Below are 16,197 nucleotides of genomic sequence, written 5' to 3'. Positions count from 1 at the left end.
CGTGCTTGCGGCGAAACGACCCGCGCCCGTCACACGCCCCAGCGCGGAATGTGATGCGAACCCATCGAGATGCACACGTTCTTGATCTCCGCGAACACCTCGAAACTGTACTCGCCGCCCTCGCGCCCGGTGCCCGATTCCTTCACACCGCCGAACGGCTGGCGCAGGTCGCGCACGTTCTGGCTGTTCACGAACACCATCCCGGCCTCGATGCCGCGCGCGAGGCGATGCACCTTGCCGACGTCCTGCGTCCAGATGTACGACGCGAGGCCGTACGACGTGTCGTTCGCGAGCCGCAGCCCTTCTGCTTCGTCCTCGAACGGGATCAGGCACGCGACCGGCCCGAAAATCTCTTCCTGCGCGATGCGCATCCGGTTGTCGACGTCGGCGAACACGGTCGGCCGCACGAAGTTACCGTTGCGCAGATGGGCGGGCAGGCCCGCCGGCTTGTCCGCGCCGCCAGCGACCACGCGCGCGCCTTCCTGCTCGCCGATGCGGATGTAGCCCGTCACCTTCTCCCAGTGCTGGCGCGTGATCATCGCGCCGAGCTGCGTGGCCGGATCGGACGGATCGCCGACCACCAGGTTGTTCGCGCGGCGCGCGAATTCCTGCACGAAGCGGTCGTAGATCGTGCGCTGCACGAAGATCCGCGAGCCCGCGGTGCAGCGTTCGCCGTTGATCGAGAAGATCGTGAACAGCGACGCATCGAGCGCACGGTCGAAATCCGCGTCGTCGAAAATCAGCACCGGCGACTTGCCGCCGAGTTCCATCGAATACTTCTTGAGGCCCGCGCGCTCCATGATCCGCTTGCCCGTGACCGTGCCGCCGGTAAACGACACCGCACGCACGTCCGGATGCCGCACCAGCGCGTCGCCGGCGGTCGCGCCGTAGCCCTGCACGACGTTCAGCACGCCGGGCGGAATGCCGGCTTCGAGCGCGAGCCGGCCGAGCTGGTCGGCCGTCAGCGGCGACAGCTCCGACATCTTCAGCACGGCCGTGTTGCCGAGCGCGAGGCACGGCGCCGTCTTCCATGTCGCGGTCATGAACGGCACGTTCCACGGCGACACCAGCGCGCACACGCCGACCGGCTGGTACAGCGTGTAGTTCAGCATCTGGTCGTCGACCGGATAGGTGCGGCCGTTCATCTGCACACACACTTCCGCGAAGAAGTTGAAGTTCTCGGATGCGCGCGGAATCAGCTGCTTGCTCGTCTGCGCGATCGGCAGGCCGGTGTCCTGCGTCTCCAGCGCCGCGAGCATCGGCACGTTCTTCTCGATCAGCTCGCCGAGCTTGCGCATCAGCTTCGCGCGCTCCTTCGCAGGCGTGCTCGCCCATTTCGGGAACGCTTCCTTCGCCGCGCCCACCGCCGCGTCGACTTCGGCCTCGCCGGCCGACGCGACGTCGGCGATCACGTCGCCCGTCGCAGGATTCAGCGTCGTGAAGGTCTCTCGGCTCTCGACTTCGCGGCCGTCGATCCAGTGCTTGATGGTCATGGGTTCTCCTTGGGCGACGGGCTCAGCCGGCGCGATAATAGTCTGCTTCGGCGACGATCGTGTTCATGAGCCGGCCAATCCCTTCGATTTCGGTCACGACCTCGTCGCCCGGCTGCGTGTCTGCCAGCCCCTCGGGCGTGCCGGTCAGGATCAGGTCGCCCGGCGAGAGCGTCATGAAGCTGCTGATGTGCTCGATCAGCGCCGGCACGTCGAAGATCATGTCGCGCGTGCTGCCGCGCTGCGTCTCCCGGCCGTTCACCGTCGTGCGCAGCGTCAGGTCGCCCGCGTCGCCGACCTCGTCGCGGCTGACGAACCACGGCCCGAGCGGCGTGCAGGTGTCGCGGTTCTTCACGCGCAGGTTCGGGCGGTAGTAGTTCTCGAGATAATCGCGGATCGCGTAGTCGTTCGCGACCGTGTAGCCGGCCACATGGTCGATCGCCTGCGCGCGGCTCACGTTGCGCGCGGGCCGGCCGATCACGACGGCCAGCTCGCACTCGTAGTGCATGTGGGTGGCATCCGCCGGCCGCACGGTGCGCGACCGGTGGCCGATGAACGTGTTCGGCCCCTTCAGGAAGATCAGCGGCTCGCTCGGCGCCTTGAACGCGAGTTCCTTCGCGTGGTCGGCGTAGTTGAGGCCGAGCGCGAACGTCGTGCGCGGCGCGACGGGCGGCAGCCATGCGACCAGGTCCTCGGCCACCACGCGCCCCGTGTCGAGGCGGATCGCGCCGTCGCCGGCCGGCTCGGCCGCATGCAGTGCACCGTTGTAGATCACGCGCGCCGTCTTCATCGTGTCTCCTCCGCAATCAGCGTGTGCCGCAGCGTGCCGATGCCGGCGGCGGCGATCTCGATCGTGCAGCCCGCGCGGGCACGCGGTGCACCGCCGGCGACGCCGAGCAGCAGCACGTCGCCCGCGTCGAACGACATGAACGCCGTCACGTCGGCGATCAGTTCGCGCACGGGGCGAATCAGCGTCGCGGTCGACGCCGATGCGACCACCTCGCCGTCGATCCGCACGGTCAGTGCGAGCGCGTCGACATCGGCCAGCGCGGCGGCCGGCACGATCGCCGGGCCCAGCGGGCAGAAACCGTCACGGCACTTGAAGCGCACGGCCGGACGGTAGTAATCGGGATGCGGCACCGACACGTCGCTCGCGAGCGTGAAGCCGTGCACGTAGTCGAGCGCCTGCGCGGCCGGCACGCGCGTGGCGCGCCGGGCGAACACGACGGCCACCGACGCGCCGATCTCGAGTGCATCGACGCCGGCCGGCACGACGACGGCCGCGCCGTCGGCCGCATGCGTGTTGGCCGGCTTGATGTAAAGGATCGGCGCCTGCGGCGGGCGGCCGTAAGGCGGTGCGTTCACCGCATCGCCGAGCGAATCGAGCGCCGCGCGCTCGTTGAGCAGCGCACCGTAGACGGTGCCGATGGCGACCGGCAACGGCGGCGGCGCCGCCGCGACGGTCGTGCAAGACAGCTCCATGCGTCATTCCCCTGCCGCGCGTCGCGGCGCATCGTCAATACTTAACATCTTAAGTAAACAATCGGGTGCCGGCAACCTCGATTACCCTGATACGCGAAATTCACCAGCTTCGGCTGCTAAGATTGATGCGTCCCCGTCCACTGTCCACCCCGATGAACCGTACGCTCGACCATCGCAACCTTGCCATGCTGCTGCTCGAGGCCCGCGAAACGCTGATGGGCCTGTTCCGCCCCATTCTCAAGGAATTCGCGCTGACCGAACAGCAATGGCGGATCATCCGCGTGCTCGACGGCGAACCGACGCACGCGCTCGAAGCGGGACAGATCGCGCGGCGCTGCTGCATCCTGAGCCCGAGCCTCACGGGCGTGCTGGAACGGATGGAACGCGACGGGCTGATCACGCGCACGCGCGCGCAGGAGGATCAGCGCCGGCTGCTGGTCAGCCTGACGCCGCAAAGCAGGAAGCTCGTCACGGAAATCGGTCCGCGCATCGACGAGCAATACCGGCAGCTCGAATCGCGCTTCGGCCAGGACGGCCTCGAAGACATCTATCGCGCGCTGGACCGGCTCATCGAACTCGGCGGCAACGCGTGACGATGGCGCCCGTTCCCGCCAGCTGCGGGAACAGGCGCCGGTGCAGCGCGGGCGGTCAGTGCATCGCGCCGCGCATCAGCTCGGTCACGGCAACGCCGCGCGACGTGCGCATGCATTCCTCGACGTAATCGATGAACGGCAACGGCTCGAAATCGATTTCGTCGCGCACGCGGCTGTTGTCGAACACGCGATCGACCGTCGCGAATTCCGCGCAGCGCTGCAGCGCCCGGCCGATCACGCGCTCGAGTGCCGGATCGGGCCGCCCGAGCACGTCGCGCACCACGAGCGGCAACTCGGCCGGCGCGCACGCCGCGTAGCGCGGCGCCCCCGTCATCCCCGCCGCCTCGTCCATCGCGCGCACGATTTGCGCGACCTGCGGCGCCTCGTCGCCGGCCGACACGTGATAGAGATCGTGCGCGAGCGTCGGCTTGACGGCCAGCAGCATCGTCGCACGCGCCACGTCGTCGACCGACACGATGTCGATGCGCGTCATCGGCCGCGCGGTGAAGCGGCGCGCCGCATGCGCAAGCCGGAACATCCAGAACGAATTCGGCGCGGGCCGCGTGCCGAGCACCGTATGGCCGACGACGTGCGACGGCCGCACGACGACGAGCGGCAGCCCGAGCGCGCGCAGGCGCTGCTCCGTTTCCGCCTTCGCATGCAGGTAGTCGGCCGCGAGCACCGCACCGGGCAGCCCTTCGCCGTCTTGCGCGACATCGTTCGCCGCGGCTCCCGCCACGACTTCTTCGTGCACGATGCCGCCGCGCCCCGCATGCGCATAGGCGGTGCCGACGTATACGAAGCGCTGCAGGCGCGGCGCCCGCGCGAAGCGTTCGGCGAAGCGCACCGAATCGGCGATGTCCGCCTGCAGGTGCGCGCCGTCGGCCGGCGACGCATGACCGGCGCAGTGGATCACGTGCGTCGCGCCGGCGAGGCGCGGCGCGTCGGCGCCCTGCCACACGTCGCCGAGCGCGCCGACGATCACGTTTGCGTCGGTCAGGCGCGACGCCCAGTACGGCGCGAGCCCCGCGCGCAGCGCCGCTTCGCGCAGCCGCGCGACGGCATGGCCGCGGTCCTGCGCGCGCACGACGCACACGATGCGTTCGAGCAACCCCGCATTGACGAGCGCCGTCAGCACGGTGCTGCCGATGAAGCCGGTCGCGCCGGTCAGCACCAGCCGTCCGACGTTCGCCGCCGCGACCGGTGCGCTGGCCGGCGACACGAGGCTCGTCCGCCAGTTGAGCGACAACGCGGTTTTCCAGATCAGCACGATAGTCTCCTTCGAAGAGTCGGCCGGGCGGCGCGACGCCCGCGGTTGCGGGCTGCGCACGGCTCACCGGCCGGGCCGGGGCCGACGCGCGCCCCGGCTGTCCCGATCGGGCATGCGGCCCGCGATCGCGTCGATCGCGCCTCTGGCACGAGGCGGCGGCAGCCGCCGAGGACGGGCGTCCGCGGCACAGGATCGGGAAGTTCCCAGTGTGGGGCCCGATCGCATGCAAGTCTGTCCCGAAAGTTTCGTGAAAGTGTGCCGATTTGTACGCGATTGTCGGAGTGTGTCGTTCCGGCCGCGCGGTCAAAACGCTGAAACATCGGGTCGGACCGCATTCGAGCAGCGCCGGATTGCGTCGGTCGGCCCGGTTTCGGCGACGGCCCGCGCGCGACAGATCGACGCGCCCCCGGCCATGTCATCCCATGTCTCGACCGTCACCGATGCGTGCGTCAGCACCGCAATCGCAGATGCCACGTGCGTTTGCGCGCGCCGCCGCAATGACCGGGAATCGTCAGACGTCGTTTCATCCGAAACGGAAATAGACTCAATACGGATCTATTGCGGATTATCACTTGCGTTTCACACCAGTCTATCTAGACTGTTCAAGTCAAAACGGTCGAATGTGTCATTTCTTTCAGGAGACGATCCAATGCGCCTCACCATTCGAATTAATGGCAGCGAATCGGCAACCCGCCAATCCTTCGCGGTGCTGTGGGTGGATACCGACGAGGGACTGTGGTCGCGTGAGGCACATCAGGGCATCGATCTTCCGACTTGGGGCAAGGTTCGCGACGTCGAGGGCGCGATGGCGCTCTGCGCGGCCGACGGCGGGAAAGCCGTATGCCAGTTGAAGGGGCTGTCGTTCGGTGCGACGCAGCGCGAACAGGGCCCCGCCGTGCTCGCCGGCAATCACCCCGGCGCATGGCGGCTGCAGGCCGTCGATCGCTGCACGACCCAGCCGGAATACCGGGAATTCATTTCCGTCGCCCGATAGAAAATTTTTTACATAAATCGTCTGCGGTTTTCGGGTTTATTCCAGTTTCAGCGATAGTCATTTCGATATTCAGCATTAACGGCGCCTCATTCTGGGGCGCTTTTTATTTTTCTCCATTAAAGAAATAACCGAGAACCGGGCAATTGATCGCATACGGGCGACGACCGCGATCGACCGGTAGCGGATACCGCACGTCCGGATCGACACGCCACCGATCGCCCGTCGTTCATCGTCGCGGCAGCGGCGAAAATCCGCTCGCGCTCCACCTTTCCAGCCCCCTTTTCAGCGCTTTTCCTGACGCCCGCCGCCCGCCTTTTCGCGGGGCCGGAACATACTTTCCCCACACGACGTTTACTCATTTATTACAATCGCATTATTCAGACTGACCTGCCGCCGTCCGGCGGCCCGACCCGGCCATTGCATGAGCGTGAAAAAGAAGACCCACCCCGCCGATCCGTACGCGGCCAAGAATCCGATGCTCGCGTCGCGCCTGCCGATGTGGCGCTCGAAACTGGTCGTGATCGTTGTGTTCCTCGCGTTCGCCGCGCTGCTCGCGCGCGCCTTCTGGGTGCAGGTCGCGAACCAGGATTTCTACGTCGGCCAGGGCCAGAAGCGCTACCAGCGCACGATCGAGCTCGACGCGATGCGCGGGCGCATCGTCGACCGTAACGGCGCGATGCTCGCGGTCAGCCTGGCGACCTATGAAATCTGGGCGAACCCGAAACAGGTCGCCGATACCGACTATCCGCAGATCGCGAAGCTGCTCGACCTACCGCTCGTCGAGGTCAAGCGGCGCCTCGGCAACGACAAGACGTTCGTGCTGCTCAAGCGGCAGGTCGACGCGGACACCGCGGGCCGGCTCGAGAAGCTCGCAATCGACGGCATCACGCAGATCGCCGATTCGAAGCGCTTCTACCCGGAGGGCGAATCGGCCGCGCACGTGGTCGGCTTCACGAACGTCGAAGACAAGGGCCAGGAAGGCGTCGAGCTCGCGGCGAACGGGCGCCTGTCCGGCACGTCCGGGCAGCGCGAGGTGATCCGCGACCGGCTCGGCCGCATCGTGTCCGACACGCGCCCGCTCGTTCCCGCGCAGCACGGCGCGACGATCGAGCTGACGATCGACCGCCGGATCCAGCAGCTCGCGTTCAGCCAGCTCAAGGCGGCCGTGATCGAGAACAATGCGATGGCCGGCAGCGTCGTCGTGCTCGATGCGCAGAACGGCGAGATCCTCGCGCTCGCGAACTACCCGACCTTCGACCCGAACGACCGCGCGCGCCTCACGGGCCAGCAGTTGCGCAACCGCGCGGTGATCGACACGTTCGAACCCGGCTCGACGATCAAGCCGCTCGTCGTCGCGCTGTCGATCGACGAGCGCAAGGTCACGCCGAACACGATCATCAACACGTCGCCGGGCACCTACAAGATCGGCCCGGCCGTGATCCACGACACATCGAACCACGGGTCGCTGACGGTCTCGCAAGCACTGCAGAAGTCGAGCAACGTCGCGCTCGCGAAGCTCGCGCTGAACCTGCCGGCCGAAACGATCTGGAACAAGTACCAGGAATACGGGATCGGCCGCGCGCCGGAGCTGACGTTCCCGGGTGTCGCGTCGGGCCGGCTGCGCGGCTACAAGCGCTGGCGGCCGATCGAGCAGGCGACGATGGCGTACGGCTATGGGCTGTCGATGTCGCTGCTGCAGATCGCGCAGACCTACACGGCCTATGCAGGCGACGGCACGCTGCACCCGGTGTCGCTGCTGAAGAACGGCACCGACCAGCAGACGATCGATGCGCACCGCGGCCACCGCGTGACGTCGGCGCAAACGGCCGCGTCGATCCGCTCGATGCTCGAGATGGCGGTCGGCGAAGGCGGCACGGGGCGCCGCGCGCGCGTCGACGGCTACCGGATCGGCGGCAAGACGGGAACCGCGCGCAAGCAGGTCGGCGCGACCTATGCAAAGGGCAAGTACCGCGCGCTGTTCGCGGGGATGGCGCCGATGAGCAACCCGCGCCTGATCGTTGCCGTGATGATCGACGAGCCACGTGGCAAGGGCTACTACGGCGGCACGGTGGCCGGCCCGGTGTTCGCGTCGGTCACGAGCGGCTCGCTGCAATTGCTCGGCGTGCCGCCCGACGCGCCGGTCGAGCCCGCGACGAATGCGCCGGCCAAGGCGGCCGCGCCGCAGAAGACGGTTGCGGCGCCGAAGGCTGCCGCTCAACCGAAGACGGCTGTCGTGCAGAAAACGTCCACGCCGGTGAAGACGGCCGCGCAGTCCGGCACGACCATGCCCGCGAAGGCGGCGGCAAGCTGAAGCCGCCGGGCGGGCGATGCGGCGTACCGCACCGCCCGCCATCTCCGCCCCCTCGCTTTCATCCCACTTTCTAGGAACGCCCCGCATTATTTGAGCGTTCCCACTGCGTCCTCCTACAATTTTTTCGCGCCGCGGGCGGCCTTGCCCGTGCGCCCGATTACGACAACGGAGAGAGACGCATGCGATTCCACTGGAAAACGCTCGTGCTGGCCACCGCGAGCGTCACGCTGCTGGGCGGCGCCCCGGCCCGGGCTGCCGATGCCACCGATGTGAAGATAGGCTTCCTCGTCAAACAGCCGGACGATCCGTGGTTCCAGGACGAATGGCGCTTCGCCGACCAGGCGGCGAAGGAAAGGCACTTCACGCTGATCAAGATCGCGACGCCGAGCGGCGAAAAGGTGTCGACCGCGCTCGACAGTCTCGCCGCGCAGAAGGCGCAGGGCGTGATCATCTGCGCGCCCGACGTGAAGCTGGGCCCCGGCATCGCCGCGAAGGCGAAGCGCGCGGGGATCAAGCTTATGTCGGTGGACGACCAGCTCGTCGACGGCCACGGCGCACCGCTCCAGGGCGTGCCGCACATGGGCATCTCCGCGTACAAGATCGGCCAGCAGGTCGGCCAGGCCATCGCGGACGAGACGAAGCGGCGCGGCTGGAATCCGGCCGAGGTCGGCATCATCCGGCTCGCGTACGACCAGTTGCCGACCGCGCGCGAGCGCACGACCGGCGCCGTCGACGCGCTCAAGGCAGCCGGCTTCCCGGCCGCGAACGTGATCGACGCGCCCGAGATGACGACCGATACCGAAGGCGCGTTCAATGCGGCGAACATCGCGCTCACCAAGCATGCGAACTTCAAGCGCTGGGTCGCGTTCGGCTCGAACGACGACACGACGGTCGGCGCGGTGCGCGCCGCCGAGGGCCGCGGCATCGGCGCGGACGCGATGGTCGCGGTCGGCATCAACGGCAGCCAGATTGCGCTCAACGAGTTCGCGAAGCCGAAGCCGACGGGTTTCTACGGATCGATCCTGCTGAATCCGCGCCAGCACGGCTACCAGACGAGCATCAACATGGTCGACTGGATCACGAAAAATCAGGCGCCGCCGCCGCTCGTGCTGACGTCCGGCACGCTGATCACGCGCGACAACGAGAAGCAGGCGCGCGCCGCGCTCGGCCTGTGAGCATGCGCAAGGAGCCGACATGACACGCACCACCCTCGTGACGGGCGCGGCCGGCGGCATCGGCCAGGCGCTGTGCCGTACCTTCCTCGCGGCCGGCGACCGCGTGCTCGCGCTCGATCGCGACCGCGCGGCGCTCGACCGCTTCATCGATACGCTCGCCGACGCACGCGCGGCACCGGTCGTCGACGACCTGACCGACGCGGAGCGGCTGCGCTCGGTGCTCGAATCGCATCCGCAAGTCGACGTGCTCGTCGCGAACGCGGGCACGGCCGCATCGACCACGTTGCGCGACACGACGCCAGCCAGCTGGCGCACCGATCTCGATGCGAACCTGACGGCCACCTACGTGAGCGTCGAAGCCGTGCTGCCCGGCATGCGTGCACGCGGGCGTGGCGTGATCGCGATCGTCGGTTCGGTGAACGGCGTGCACGCGCTCGGGCACCCGGTGTACAGCGCGGCGAAAGCCGGCCTGATCAGCTACACGAAATCGCTCGCGATCGAATACGGCCGCGATGGCGTGCGCGCGAACATCGTGCTGCCTGGCACGGTGAAGACACCCGCATGGGAAGCGCGCGTGCAACGCAACCCGCAGGTGTTCGAGCAATTGAGGAAGTGGTATCCGCTCGACGATTTCGCGACGCCCGACGACGTCGCACAGGCCGCGCTGTTCCTGTGCTCGCCGGCCGCGCGGATCATCACCGGCGTCGCGTTGCCGGTCGATGGCGGCCTGCTGGCCGGCAACCGCGTGATGGCGCAGGAACTGACGCTCGAGACGTTCTACTGAAGAACGCGAGGCCGGCGGCCGCCCGGGCCGCCGCACCCTGCCCGGTACGCGGCGCGATGCCGCGCGCCGTCAATGTGCCGCCGCTGCGACCGGCTTCACCATCCTGCCGAGCACGTGCTCGGTCATCCCGCGAGCGAGCTCGGTCTCGCCCATGAACACGGTGCCGATGCCTTCGCTCGACAGCAGCGCGGCCTCGTCGCCGCTGTTCGTGCACAGCACGACCTCGAGCGTCGGGTTGAGCGTGCGCGAGATCTCGACGATCTGCCGCACGTCGAACACGTCGGGCAGCGTGACGACCAGCATCCCGGCGCGCGCGATATGCGCCTGCACGAGCACGATCGGCTCGATCGCGTCGCCGGACACGGCCGCAATGCCGTCCGCACGCAGCTTCTCGACGAGTTCGCGATTCTGCTCGACGACGACATACGCGATCCCGCGCTCGTCCAGCGCATGCGCGATCCGCGTGCCGACCTTGCCGTAGCCGACGATCACGACCTGCCCGGTCAGGTGCGTCTGCGGCGTCGACATCGGCAGCGCGGCGAGCGGATCGTCGCGCGCCTCGAGCTTGCGCGCGAACGCCGAATGCTTGCGGATCCATGCGAGCGCCGGATCGATCATCGCGAACAGCAGCGTGTTCATCGCAATCGAGATCAGCGCGACCGCGAGAATCAGGCTCTGCCCCTCGGCCGACAGCAGTCCGAGCGCACGGCCGAGCCCCGCGAGGATGAACGAGAACTCGCCGATCTGCGCGAGGCCCGCGCCCACCGTGAGCGCGGTGTTCAGCGGATAGCGGAACGCGATCACGAGCGCGACCGCCGCGAGCGTCTTGCCGACCAGCACGATCGCCGCGACCTCGATCACGTGCAGCGGCTCCTCGATCAGCACCTTCGGGTCGAACAGCATCCCGACCGAAATGAAGAACAGCACCGAGAACGCGTCGCGCAGCGGCAGCGTCTCGTCGGCCGCGCGGCGGCTGAATTCCGACTCGCGCATCATCATCCCGGCGAAGAACGCGCCGAGCGCGAACGACACGTCGAACAGCTTCGCCGCGCCGAACGCGATGCCGACCGCGGCCGCGATCATGCACAGCGTGAACAGCTCGCGCGAGCCCGTGCGCGCGACCAGCCACAAGATGCGCGGGAATACGCGCTTGCCGACCACGAGCATCAGCGCGATGAACGCCGCGACCTTCAGCATCGTGACGCCGAGCGTGCCCCACACGCTGCCGCCGGCCGCCTGCGTGTCGCCGGGCGGCGTGCCGCCAAGCAGCCCCGCGACGGGCGGCAGCAGCACGAGCACCAGCACCATCACGAGATCCTCGACGACGAGCCAGCCGACCGCGATGCGCCCGTTGACCGTCTCGACGAGCCCGCGCCCTTCGAGCGCGCGCAGCAGCACGACGGTACTCGCGACCGACAGCGCGAGCCCGAACACGAGCGCCGCACCGAGGCTCCAGCCCCACGTGAGTGCGAGCCCGCCGCCGAGCAGCGTCGCGACGGTGATCTGGACGACGGCCCCCGGCAGCGCGATCTTGCGCACCGCGAGCAGGTCGCCGAGCGAGAAATGCAGGCCGACGCCGAACATCAGCAGCATCACGCCGACTTCGGCGAGCTGCTGCGCGAGCGACAGGTCGCCGACGAAACCGGGCGTGCCGGGGCCGATCACGATCCCGGCGAGCAGATAGCCGACGAGCGGCGGCATTTTCAGCAGCGACGCGAGGTAACCGAAAATCATCGCGAGACCGAAACCGGCCGCGAGCAACGCAATCAGGCTGACGTCATGAGGCATCCCCCCTCCCAAGTTCTTGTAACTATTTAGTAAGGTTCAAGAATGAAAGGATAAGGGATGAGGCGGAACAATGGCGCGCCGCGGCGAAAATTTCACGCGGTGGCGCGCCTTGGCGGGGTGCAACCCCGGCGAAACGGCAGGCGCCGCGCGGGCTCGGCGGCGCCTTGAAGCGGCTCGGACAGGCAGGGCCGGCGCCCCGCCGCCCCGTTAGCGCGACGCTTGCGGGAACCGCGCGCCCGGCGGCGCTTCGGGGCGGGTCGACGGCACGCTCTTGCGCACCTTCGCGACCTGCGCGGCCGTCACCGGCGCACCCGTGTTGCCCCAGCTCGTGCGCACGAAGTTCGACACGTCCGCGACTTCCCGGTCCGACAGGCGCCAGCCGAACGGCGGCATCGTGAAGGTCGACGGCGCGGTGCGCGTGCCCTGCAGCGCACTGCCCTCCAGCACGACATGGATCAGCGACGTCGGATCGCCGCCCTGCACGACCGGGTTGCCGGCAAGCGCCGGGAACACGCGCGTGTAGCCATGACCGTCGCTGCGGTGGCACGCCATGCAGTTGTCGCGATAGACGGCCGCGCCCGGCTTGCTCGCGTCGCCGGTCTGCAAGGCCTGCGCGGCGGCCGCGTCGTACACGTGCGGCTGCTCGCCCTGCACGCGCGGCGGCAGCGTCTTCAGATAGCGCGCGATCGCATTCAGGTCGTCGTCTGTCATGTGCTGCATGCTGTGGCCGACCACGTCCGTCATCCCGCCGAACGCGGCCGTACGCAGCGTGCGCCCGGTCTTCAGGAACTGCACGATCTCGGTTTCCGTCCACGTGCCGAGCCCCGTGCGCGGCTCGCCGCGCAGGCTCGTCGGCACCCAGCCGTCGATCGCCGCGCCGCCGGCCAGGAAGTCCGGGCCGTCCGCGTCGGTCAGCCCGCGTTCCTGCATCGTCGGCGCGCGCGGCGTGTGACACGCGCCGCAGTGGCCGAGACCTTGCACGAGATACGCGCCGCGCGCGGCCACCGGGTCGGTGTACGGCGCCGCGTCGAACGGCTTCGGCGACGGCGCGAACATCTTGCGCCAGATCCCGAGCGGCCAGCGCATCGACAGCGGCCACACGATGTCGACCGCGCGGTTCTCGTGCTCGACGGGCGCGACGCCGTGCATGAAATACGCGTACAGCGCCTTCATGTCGTCGTCGGTGAGGCGCGCATACGACGGGAACGGCATGGCCGGATACATCGTGTCGCCATTCTTGCGCACGCCCTCGCGCACCGCGTGGGTGAAGTCGTCGAACGTCCAGCCGCCCAGGCCCGTTTTCGGGTCCGGCGTGATGTTGGTCGAATAGATTGCGCCGATCGGCGTGTCGAACTTCAGCCCGCCCGCGAACGGCTTGCCGCCGCTCGCGGTGTGGCATGCGATGCAGTCGCCCGCGCGGGCCAGGTATTCGCCGCGCTTGACGAGGTTCGCGTCGGCGGATCGGGCCACGGGCATGGCCGCCGGGCCGGAAGCCGCCGCGGGCGCCGCCGCCGGTTGCGCGAAAGCCGCGGTGCCCGCGAGGCCGAACGCGGCCCAGGCCGCGCCGGCCGCCAGCGCGCGCCGCACCGGGGAAAGGCGGCGCGCGGCGTTGTGGTTCATCGTCCTCTTCATACGGTCACCAGCGGGGCGGGATTCTTCAGGTATTGCTCGCGGATCGCGCGTGCCGACCAGTAGGCCAGCGCCGCGATGATCCCGGTCGGGTTGTAGCCGATGCCCTGCGGCAGCGCCGACGCGCCCATCACGAACACGTTGTGCACGTCCCAGCACTGCAGGTAGCGGTTCAGCACGCTCGTCTTCGGGTCGGTGCCCATGATCGCGCCGCCGACGAGGTGGGTCGTCTGGTACGCGCGCGAATCGAAGTGCTTGCCGAACTCGCGCGTCGATACGCCGATCGCCTTCGGCCCCATCGCCTCCGCGATCTTCTTCATCTGCCCGGTCACGTACTGCGCCATCCTGATGTCGTTGTCCTTCCAGTCGAAGGTCATCCGCAAGAGCGGCTGGCCGTACGAATCGCGATAGGTCGGATCGAGGTCGAGATACACGTCGCGGTACGACATGTTCGTGCCATGCGCGTCCATCGAGATCGTGTGCGCGTAGTAATCCTTCACGGATTTCTTCCACGCCGAGCCCCACTGCGGCGTGCCGGGCGGCGTCGCGATGCCGCTGATCGGTTTCGCGCCGGCCTGGTTCACCCACAGCGGCGAGCCGCCGACGAAGCCGAGCGGGCCGTGGTCGAAGTTGTCCGCGTTGAAATCGTCCACCGCGACGCCGTTGCCGCCCGCGCCGATGAACGGGTTCGTGTAGGTGTCCTTGTCGAAGAACGCCTTGATCGTCGACAGGTTCTGGTACGCGAAATTGCGGCCCACGACGCCTTCGCCGGAGATCGGGTCGTACGGCTTGCCGATGCCCGACAGCAGCAGCAGGTGCACGTTGTGATACTGGAACGCGGCCACGATCACGAGATCGGCCGGCTGGTGCACTTCGCGCCCGGCCGGGTCGACGTAGGTGACGCCCGTCGCGCGTTTCCTCGTGTCGTCGAGGTCGACGCGCAGCACGTGGCACTTCGAGCGCAGCTCGAAGTTCGGCGCCTGCTTCAGCGCGGGCAGGATGTTCAGGTTCGGCGACGCCTTCGAGTACATGTAGCACGCGTAGCCGCTGCAGTAGCCGCAGAAGTTGCACGGGCCCATCTGCACGCCGTACGGGTTCGTGTACGGGCCCGACGTGTTCGCCGACGGCAGCCGGTACGGATGCAGGCCGAGCGACTGAGCCGCGTCGAAGAAGCGCTGCGCCGAATAGGTATTGAGCTGCGCGGGCAGCGGGAAGTTGCTGCTGCGGTTCGCTTCGAACACGTTGCCGTCGCCGACCACCTTGCCACCGACCTTGTACGCCTGCCCCGACGTGCCGAACACCTTCTCGGCAAAATCGAAATGCGGCTCGAGCTCGTCGTAGCTGACGCCCGTGTCCTGGATCGTCATCCCGGCGGGGATGAACTTCTTGCCGTAGCGCTCTTCATAGTGGCTGCGCAGGCGCAGCTCTTCCGGCGTGATCCGGAAGTGCACGCCCGACCAGTGCAGCCCCGCGCCGCCGACGCCCTCGCCCGGCAGGAACGCGGCGAGCTGCCGGTACGGCAGCGCGGTGTCCTGCACGCCATGGCGGATCGATACGGTCGTCTTCGACAGGTCGAGGAACAGCTTCTTGCGAATGTTGTAGGTCAGCTCGTCGATCGTGTTCGGATACGCGCCGTCCGGATAGGTGTCGCGATACTCGCCGCGCTCAAGCGCGACGACCTTCAAGCCCGCTTCGGTCAGTTCCTTCGCGAGAATCGCGCCGGTCCAGCCGAAGCCGACGATCACCGCATCGACATGCGGTTTTTTCTCTGCGGCCATCAGCTGCGCTCCCCGTTGATCGAGACGGGGCCGTACGGGTAAGGCTTGCCGTTCTGGTTGACGAAATCCATGAAGTCGGCGCGCGCGCCCGGAAAACCGATCATCTTCCACGCGGCCATGTCGTGATTGCCGCCATGTACCGGATCGCAGAAGTAGCCTTCGCGCGTGTTCTGCAGCAACTGGCCGAAGAACACGCCGGGCGGCACGTCGTCGATCTGCGCGCCGCCCTTCTCCAGCGCGCCGAGCACGGTGTCGCGCGTAGTCGCGTCGAGATCCGCGAACGCGTTGCCATGGGCCTTTTCGCAATAGCGGTTGACGGCCGCGATGCCGAGCCGGTAGATGTCGCGCGGCACGAGCTTCAACTGGTAGCCGAGCTCGGGCACGCCCTGCTGGAACGGCCCCTGCATGTACCACGTCGCGCCGTGCGCGTACGGCGTCTCCATCTGGCGGTCGATGAATTCGGGCACGCCCGATTCGAGCGCGCCGGGGCCTTCGGCATCGGCCGGAATCAGCCGGTCGACGGCGGCCTGGACGAACGCCCACTCCTTCGCATCGAAGAAGGTCGGCTTGTACGGGGCGCGTTCGGCGCTGGCGGAAGCGGCGGGCACGTTGCCCGCCGTCGTCGCGGATGGCGACGACGAGCGCAGGTCGCAGCCGGCGACCGACGCGATCGGCACGAGCGCGACCGACGTGCGCAGGAAACGGCGGCGCGAGTTGGGTTTGTCAGCTGGCGTGGACATGGTCGGATGTTGATCGTTGGGGATCGGGGTCCGGACGCGCGCATTCCGCATGCGGCGAGTCCGGCACGGCAGCCATGCCGCATGCGGCTGGCCGTCCTGTTCATTCGTGTGTTGCGAACAACCTCGATGCGGACACCGGCCGCGCGATGTGCGGCGGCGCCGT

13 protein-coding genes are annotated in these 16,197 nt (G+C 68.1%); 5 read left to right on the top strand and 8 right to left on the bottom strand.

Annotated elements, in window-relative coordinates; translation table 11 throughout:
- Window positions 1–29: 29 nt before the first annotated feature.
- Genes hpaE through OEJ37_RS14285 form a run of 3 tightly spaced genes read right to left on the bottom strand, consistent with a single transcriptional unit; the run spans window position 30 to window position 2,972 of the window.
- A complete protein-coding gene (gene hpaE / locus OEJ37_RS14295) occupies window positions 30–1,493 on the bottom strand; it encodes a 5-carboxymethyl-2-hydroxymuconate semialdehyde dehydrogenase (protein WP_263344613.1) in 1,464 nt (487 codons plus the stop codon).
- Between the two features lie 22 nt (window positions 1,494–1,515).
- Window positions 1,516–2,280 carry a fumarylacetoacetate hydrolase family protein gene (locus OEJ37_RS14290; RefSeq protein WP_174417846.1) on the bottom strand — a complete coding sequence of 255 codons (765 nt, stop codon included), beginning with the start codon at window positions 2,278–2,280 and terminating at the stop codon, window positions 1,516–1,518.
- Window positions 2,277–2,972 (bottom strand): fumarylacetoacetate hydrolase family protein, encoded by a 696-nt coding sequence (locus OEJ37_RS14285; RefSeq protein ID WP_175917887.1) that lies wholly within the window; start codon window positions 2,970–2,972, stop codon window positions 2,277–2,279. Before OEJ37_RS14285 ends, OEJ37_RS14290 begins: the two co-directional genes overlap by 4 nt.
- A gap of 152 nt (window positions 2,973–3,124) precedes the next feature.
- On the opposite strand from OEJ37_RS14285, the gene hpaR reads away from it, so the two are divergent.
- Window positions 3,125–3,565: a homoprotocatechuate degradation operon regulator HpaR gene (hpaR, locus tag OEJ37_RS14280; protein WP_263344643.1), complete on the top strand. Its 441-nt coding sequence runs from the start codon at window positions 3,125–3,127 to the stop codon at window positions 3,563–3,565.
- A gap of 55 nt (window positions 3,566–3,620) precedes the next feature.
- Here hpaR and OEJ37_RS14275 read toward each other — a convergent pair whose 3' ends face one another.
- Window positions 3,621–4,835: an SDR family oxidoreductase gene (locus OEJ37_RS14275; protein ID WP_263344612.1), complete on the bottom strand. Its 1,215-nt coding sequence runs from the start codon at window positions 4,833–4,835 to the stop codon at window positions 3,621–3,623.
- 649 nt (window positions 4,836–5,484) lie between these two features.
- Here OEJ37_RS14275 and OEJ37_RS14270 point away from each other — a divergent pair.
- From OEJ37_RS14270 to OEJ37_RS14255, 4 genes are all read left to right on the top strand, one after another.
- Entirely contained in the window at window positions 5,485–5,829 is a 345-nt protein-coding gene (locus OEJ37_RS14270) for a DUF3564 family protein (protein WP_072436660.1), read from the top strand.
- Between the two features lie 421 nt (window positions 5,830–6,250).
- Complete coding sequence (locus tag OEJ37_RS14265) at window positions 6,251–8,140, top strand: peptidoglycan D,D-transpeptidase FtsI family protein (RefSeq protein ID WP_263344611.1); 1,890 nt, start codon at window positions 6,251–6,253, stop codon at window positions 8,138–8,140.
- A 179-nt stretch (window positions 8,141–8,319) separates the two neighbouring features.
- Window positions 8,320–9,315, top strand: coding sequence for an arabinose ABC transporter substrate-binding protein (locus tag OEJ37_RS14260; RefSeq protein WP_263344610.1), 996 nt, complete (start codon window positions 8,320–8,322; stop codon window positions 9,313–9,315).
- 19 nt (window positions 9,316–9,334) lie between these two features.
- Entirely contained in the window at window positions 9,335–10,099 is a 765-nt protein-coding gene (locus tag OEJ37_RS14255) for an SDR family oxidoreductase (RefSeq protein ID WP_174417851.1), read from the top strand.
- Window positions 10,100–10,168: 69 nt separating this feature from the next.
- Here the strand turns inward: OEJ37_RS14255 and OEJ37_RS14250 are convergent, their stop codons facing one another.
- The 4 genes from OEJ37_RS14250 to OEJ37_RS14235 all read right to left on the bottom strand — a co-directional run bounded on the left by OEJ37_RS14250 (window position 10,169) and on the right by OEJ37_RS14235 (window position 16,034).
- The gene (locus tag OEJ37_RS14250; protein WP_263344608.1) at window positions 10,169–11,887 is read right to left on the bottom strand and encodes a cation:proton antiporter; all 1,719 of its coding nucleotides are present in this window, start codon (window positions 11,885–11,887) and stop codon (window positions 10,169–10,171) included.
- A 207-nt stretch (window positions 11,888–12,094) separates the two neighbouring features.
- Window positions 12,095–13,519: a c-type cytochrome gene (locus tag OEJ37_RS14245; RefSeq protein WP_263344606.1), complete on the bottom strand. Its 1,425-nt coding sequence runs from the start codon at window positions 13,517–13,519 to the stop codon at window positions 12,095–12,097.
- Complete coding sequence (locus OEJ37_RS14240) at window positions 13,516–15,294, bottom strand: GMC family oxidoreductase (RefSeq protein ID WP_263344605.1); 1,779 nt, start codon at window positions 15,292–15,294, stop codon at window positions 13,516–13,518. Before OEJ37_RS14240 ends, OEJ37_RS14245 begins: the two co-directional genes overlap by 4 nt.
- The gene (locus OEJ37_RS14235; RefSeq protein ID WP_263344604.1) at window positions 15,294–16,034 is read right to left on the bottom strand and encodes a gluconate 2-dehydrogenase subunit 3 family protein; all 741 of its coding nucleotides are present in this window, start codon (window positions 16,032–16,034) and stop codon (window positions 15,294–15,296) included. The genes OEJ37_RS14240 and OEJ37_RS14235 overlap by 1 nt, the downstream gene beginning before the upstream one ends.
- Window positions 16,035–16,197: the final 163 nt, after the last annotated feature.

The sequence above is a fragment of the Burkholderia sp. BKH01 genome, from assembly GCF_025685725.1.
GTDB classification, from domain to species: domain Bacteria; phylum Pseudomonadota; class Gammaproteobacteria; order Burkholderiales; family Burkholderiaceae; genus Burkholderia; species Burkholderia pyrrocinia_C.
The sequence above is the reverse complement of the archived record's forward strand: the minus strand, read 5'-3'. Positions and strand labels throughout refer to the sequence as shown.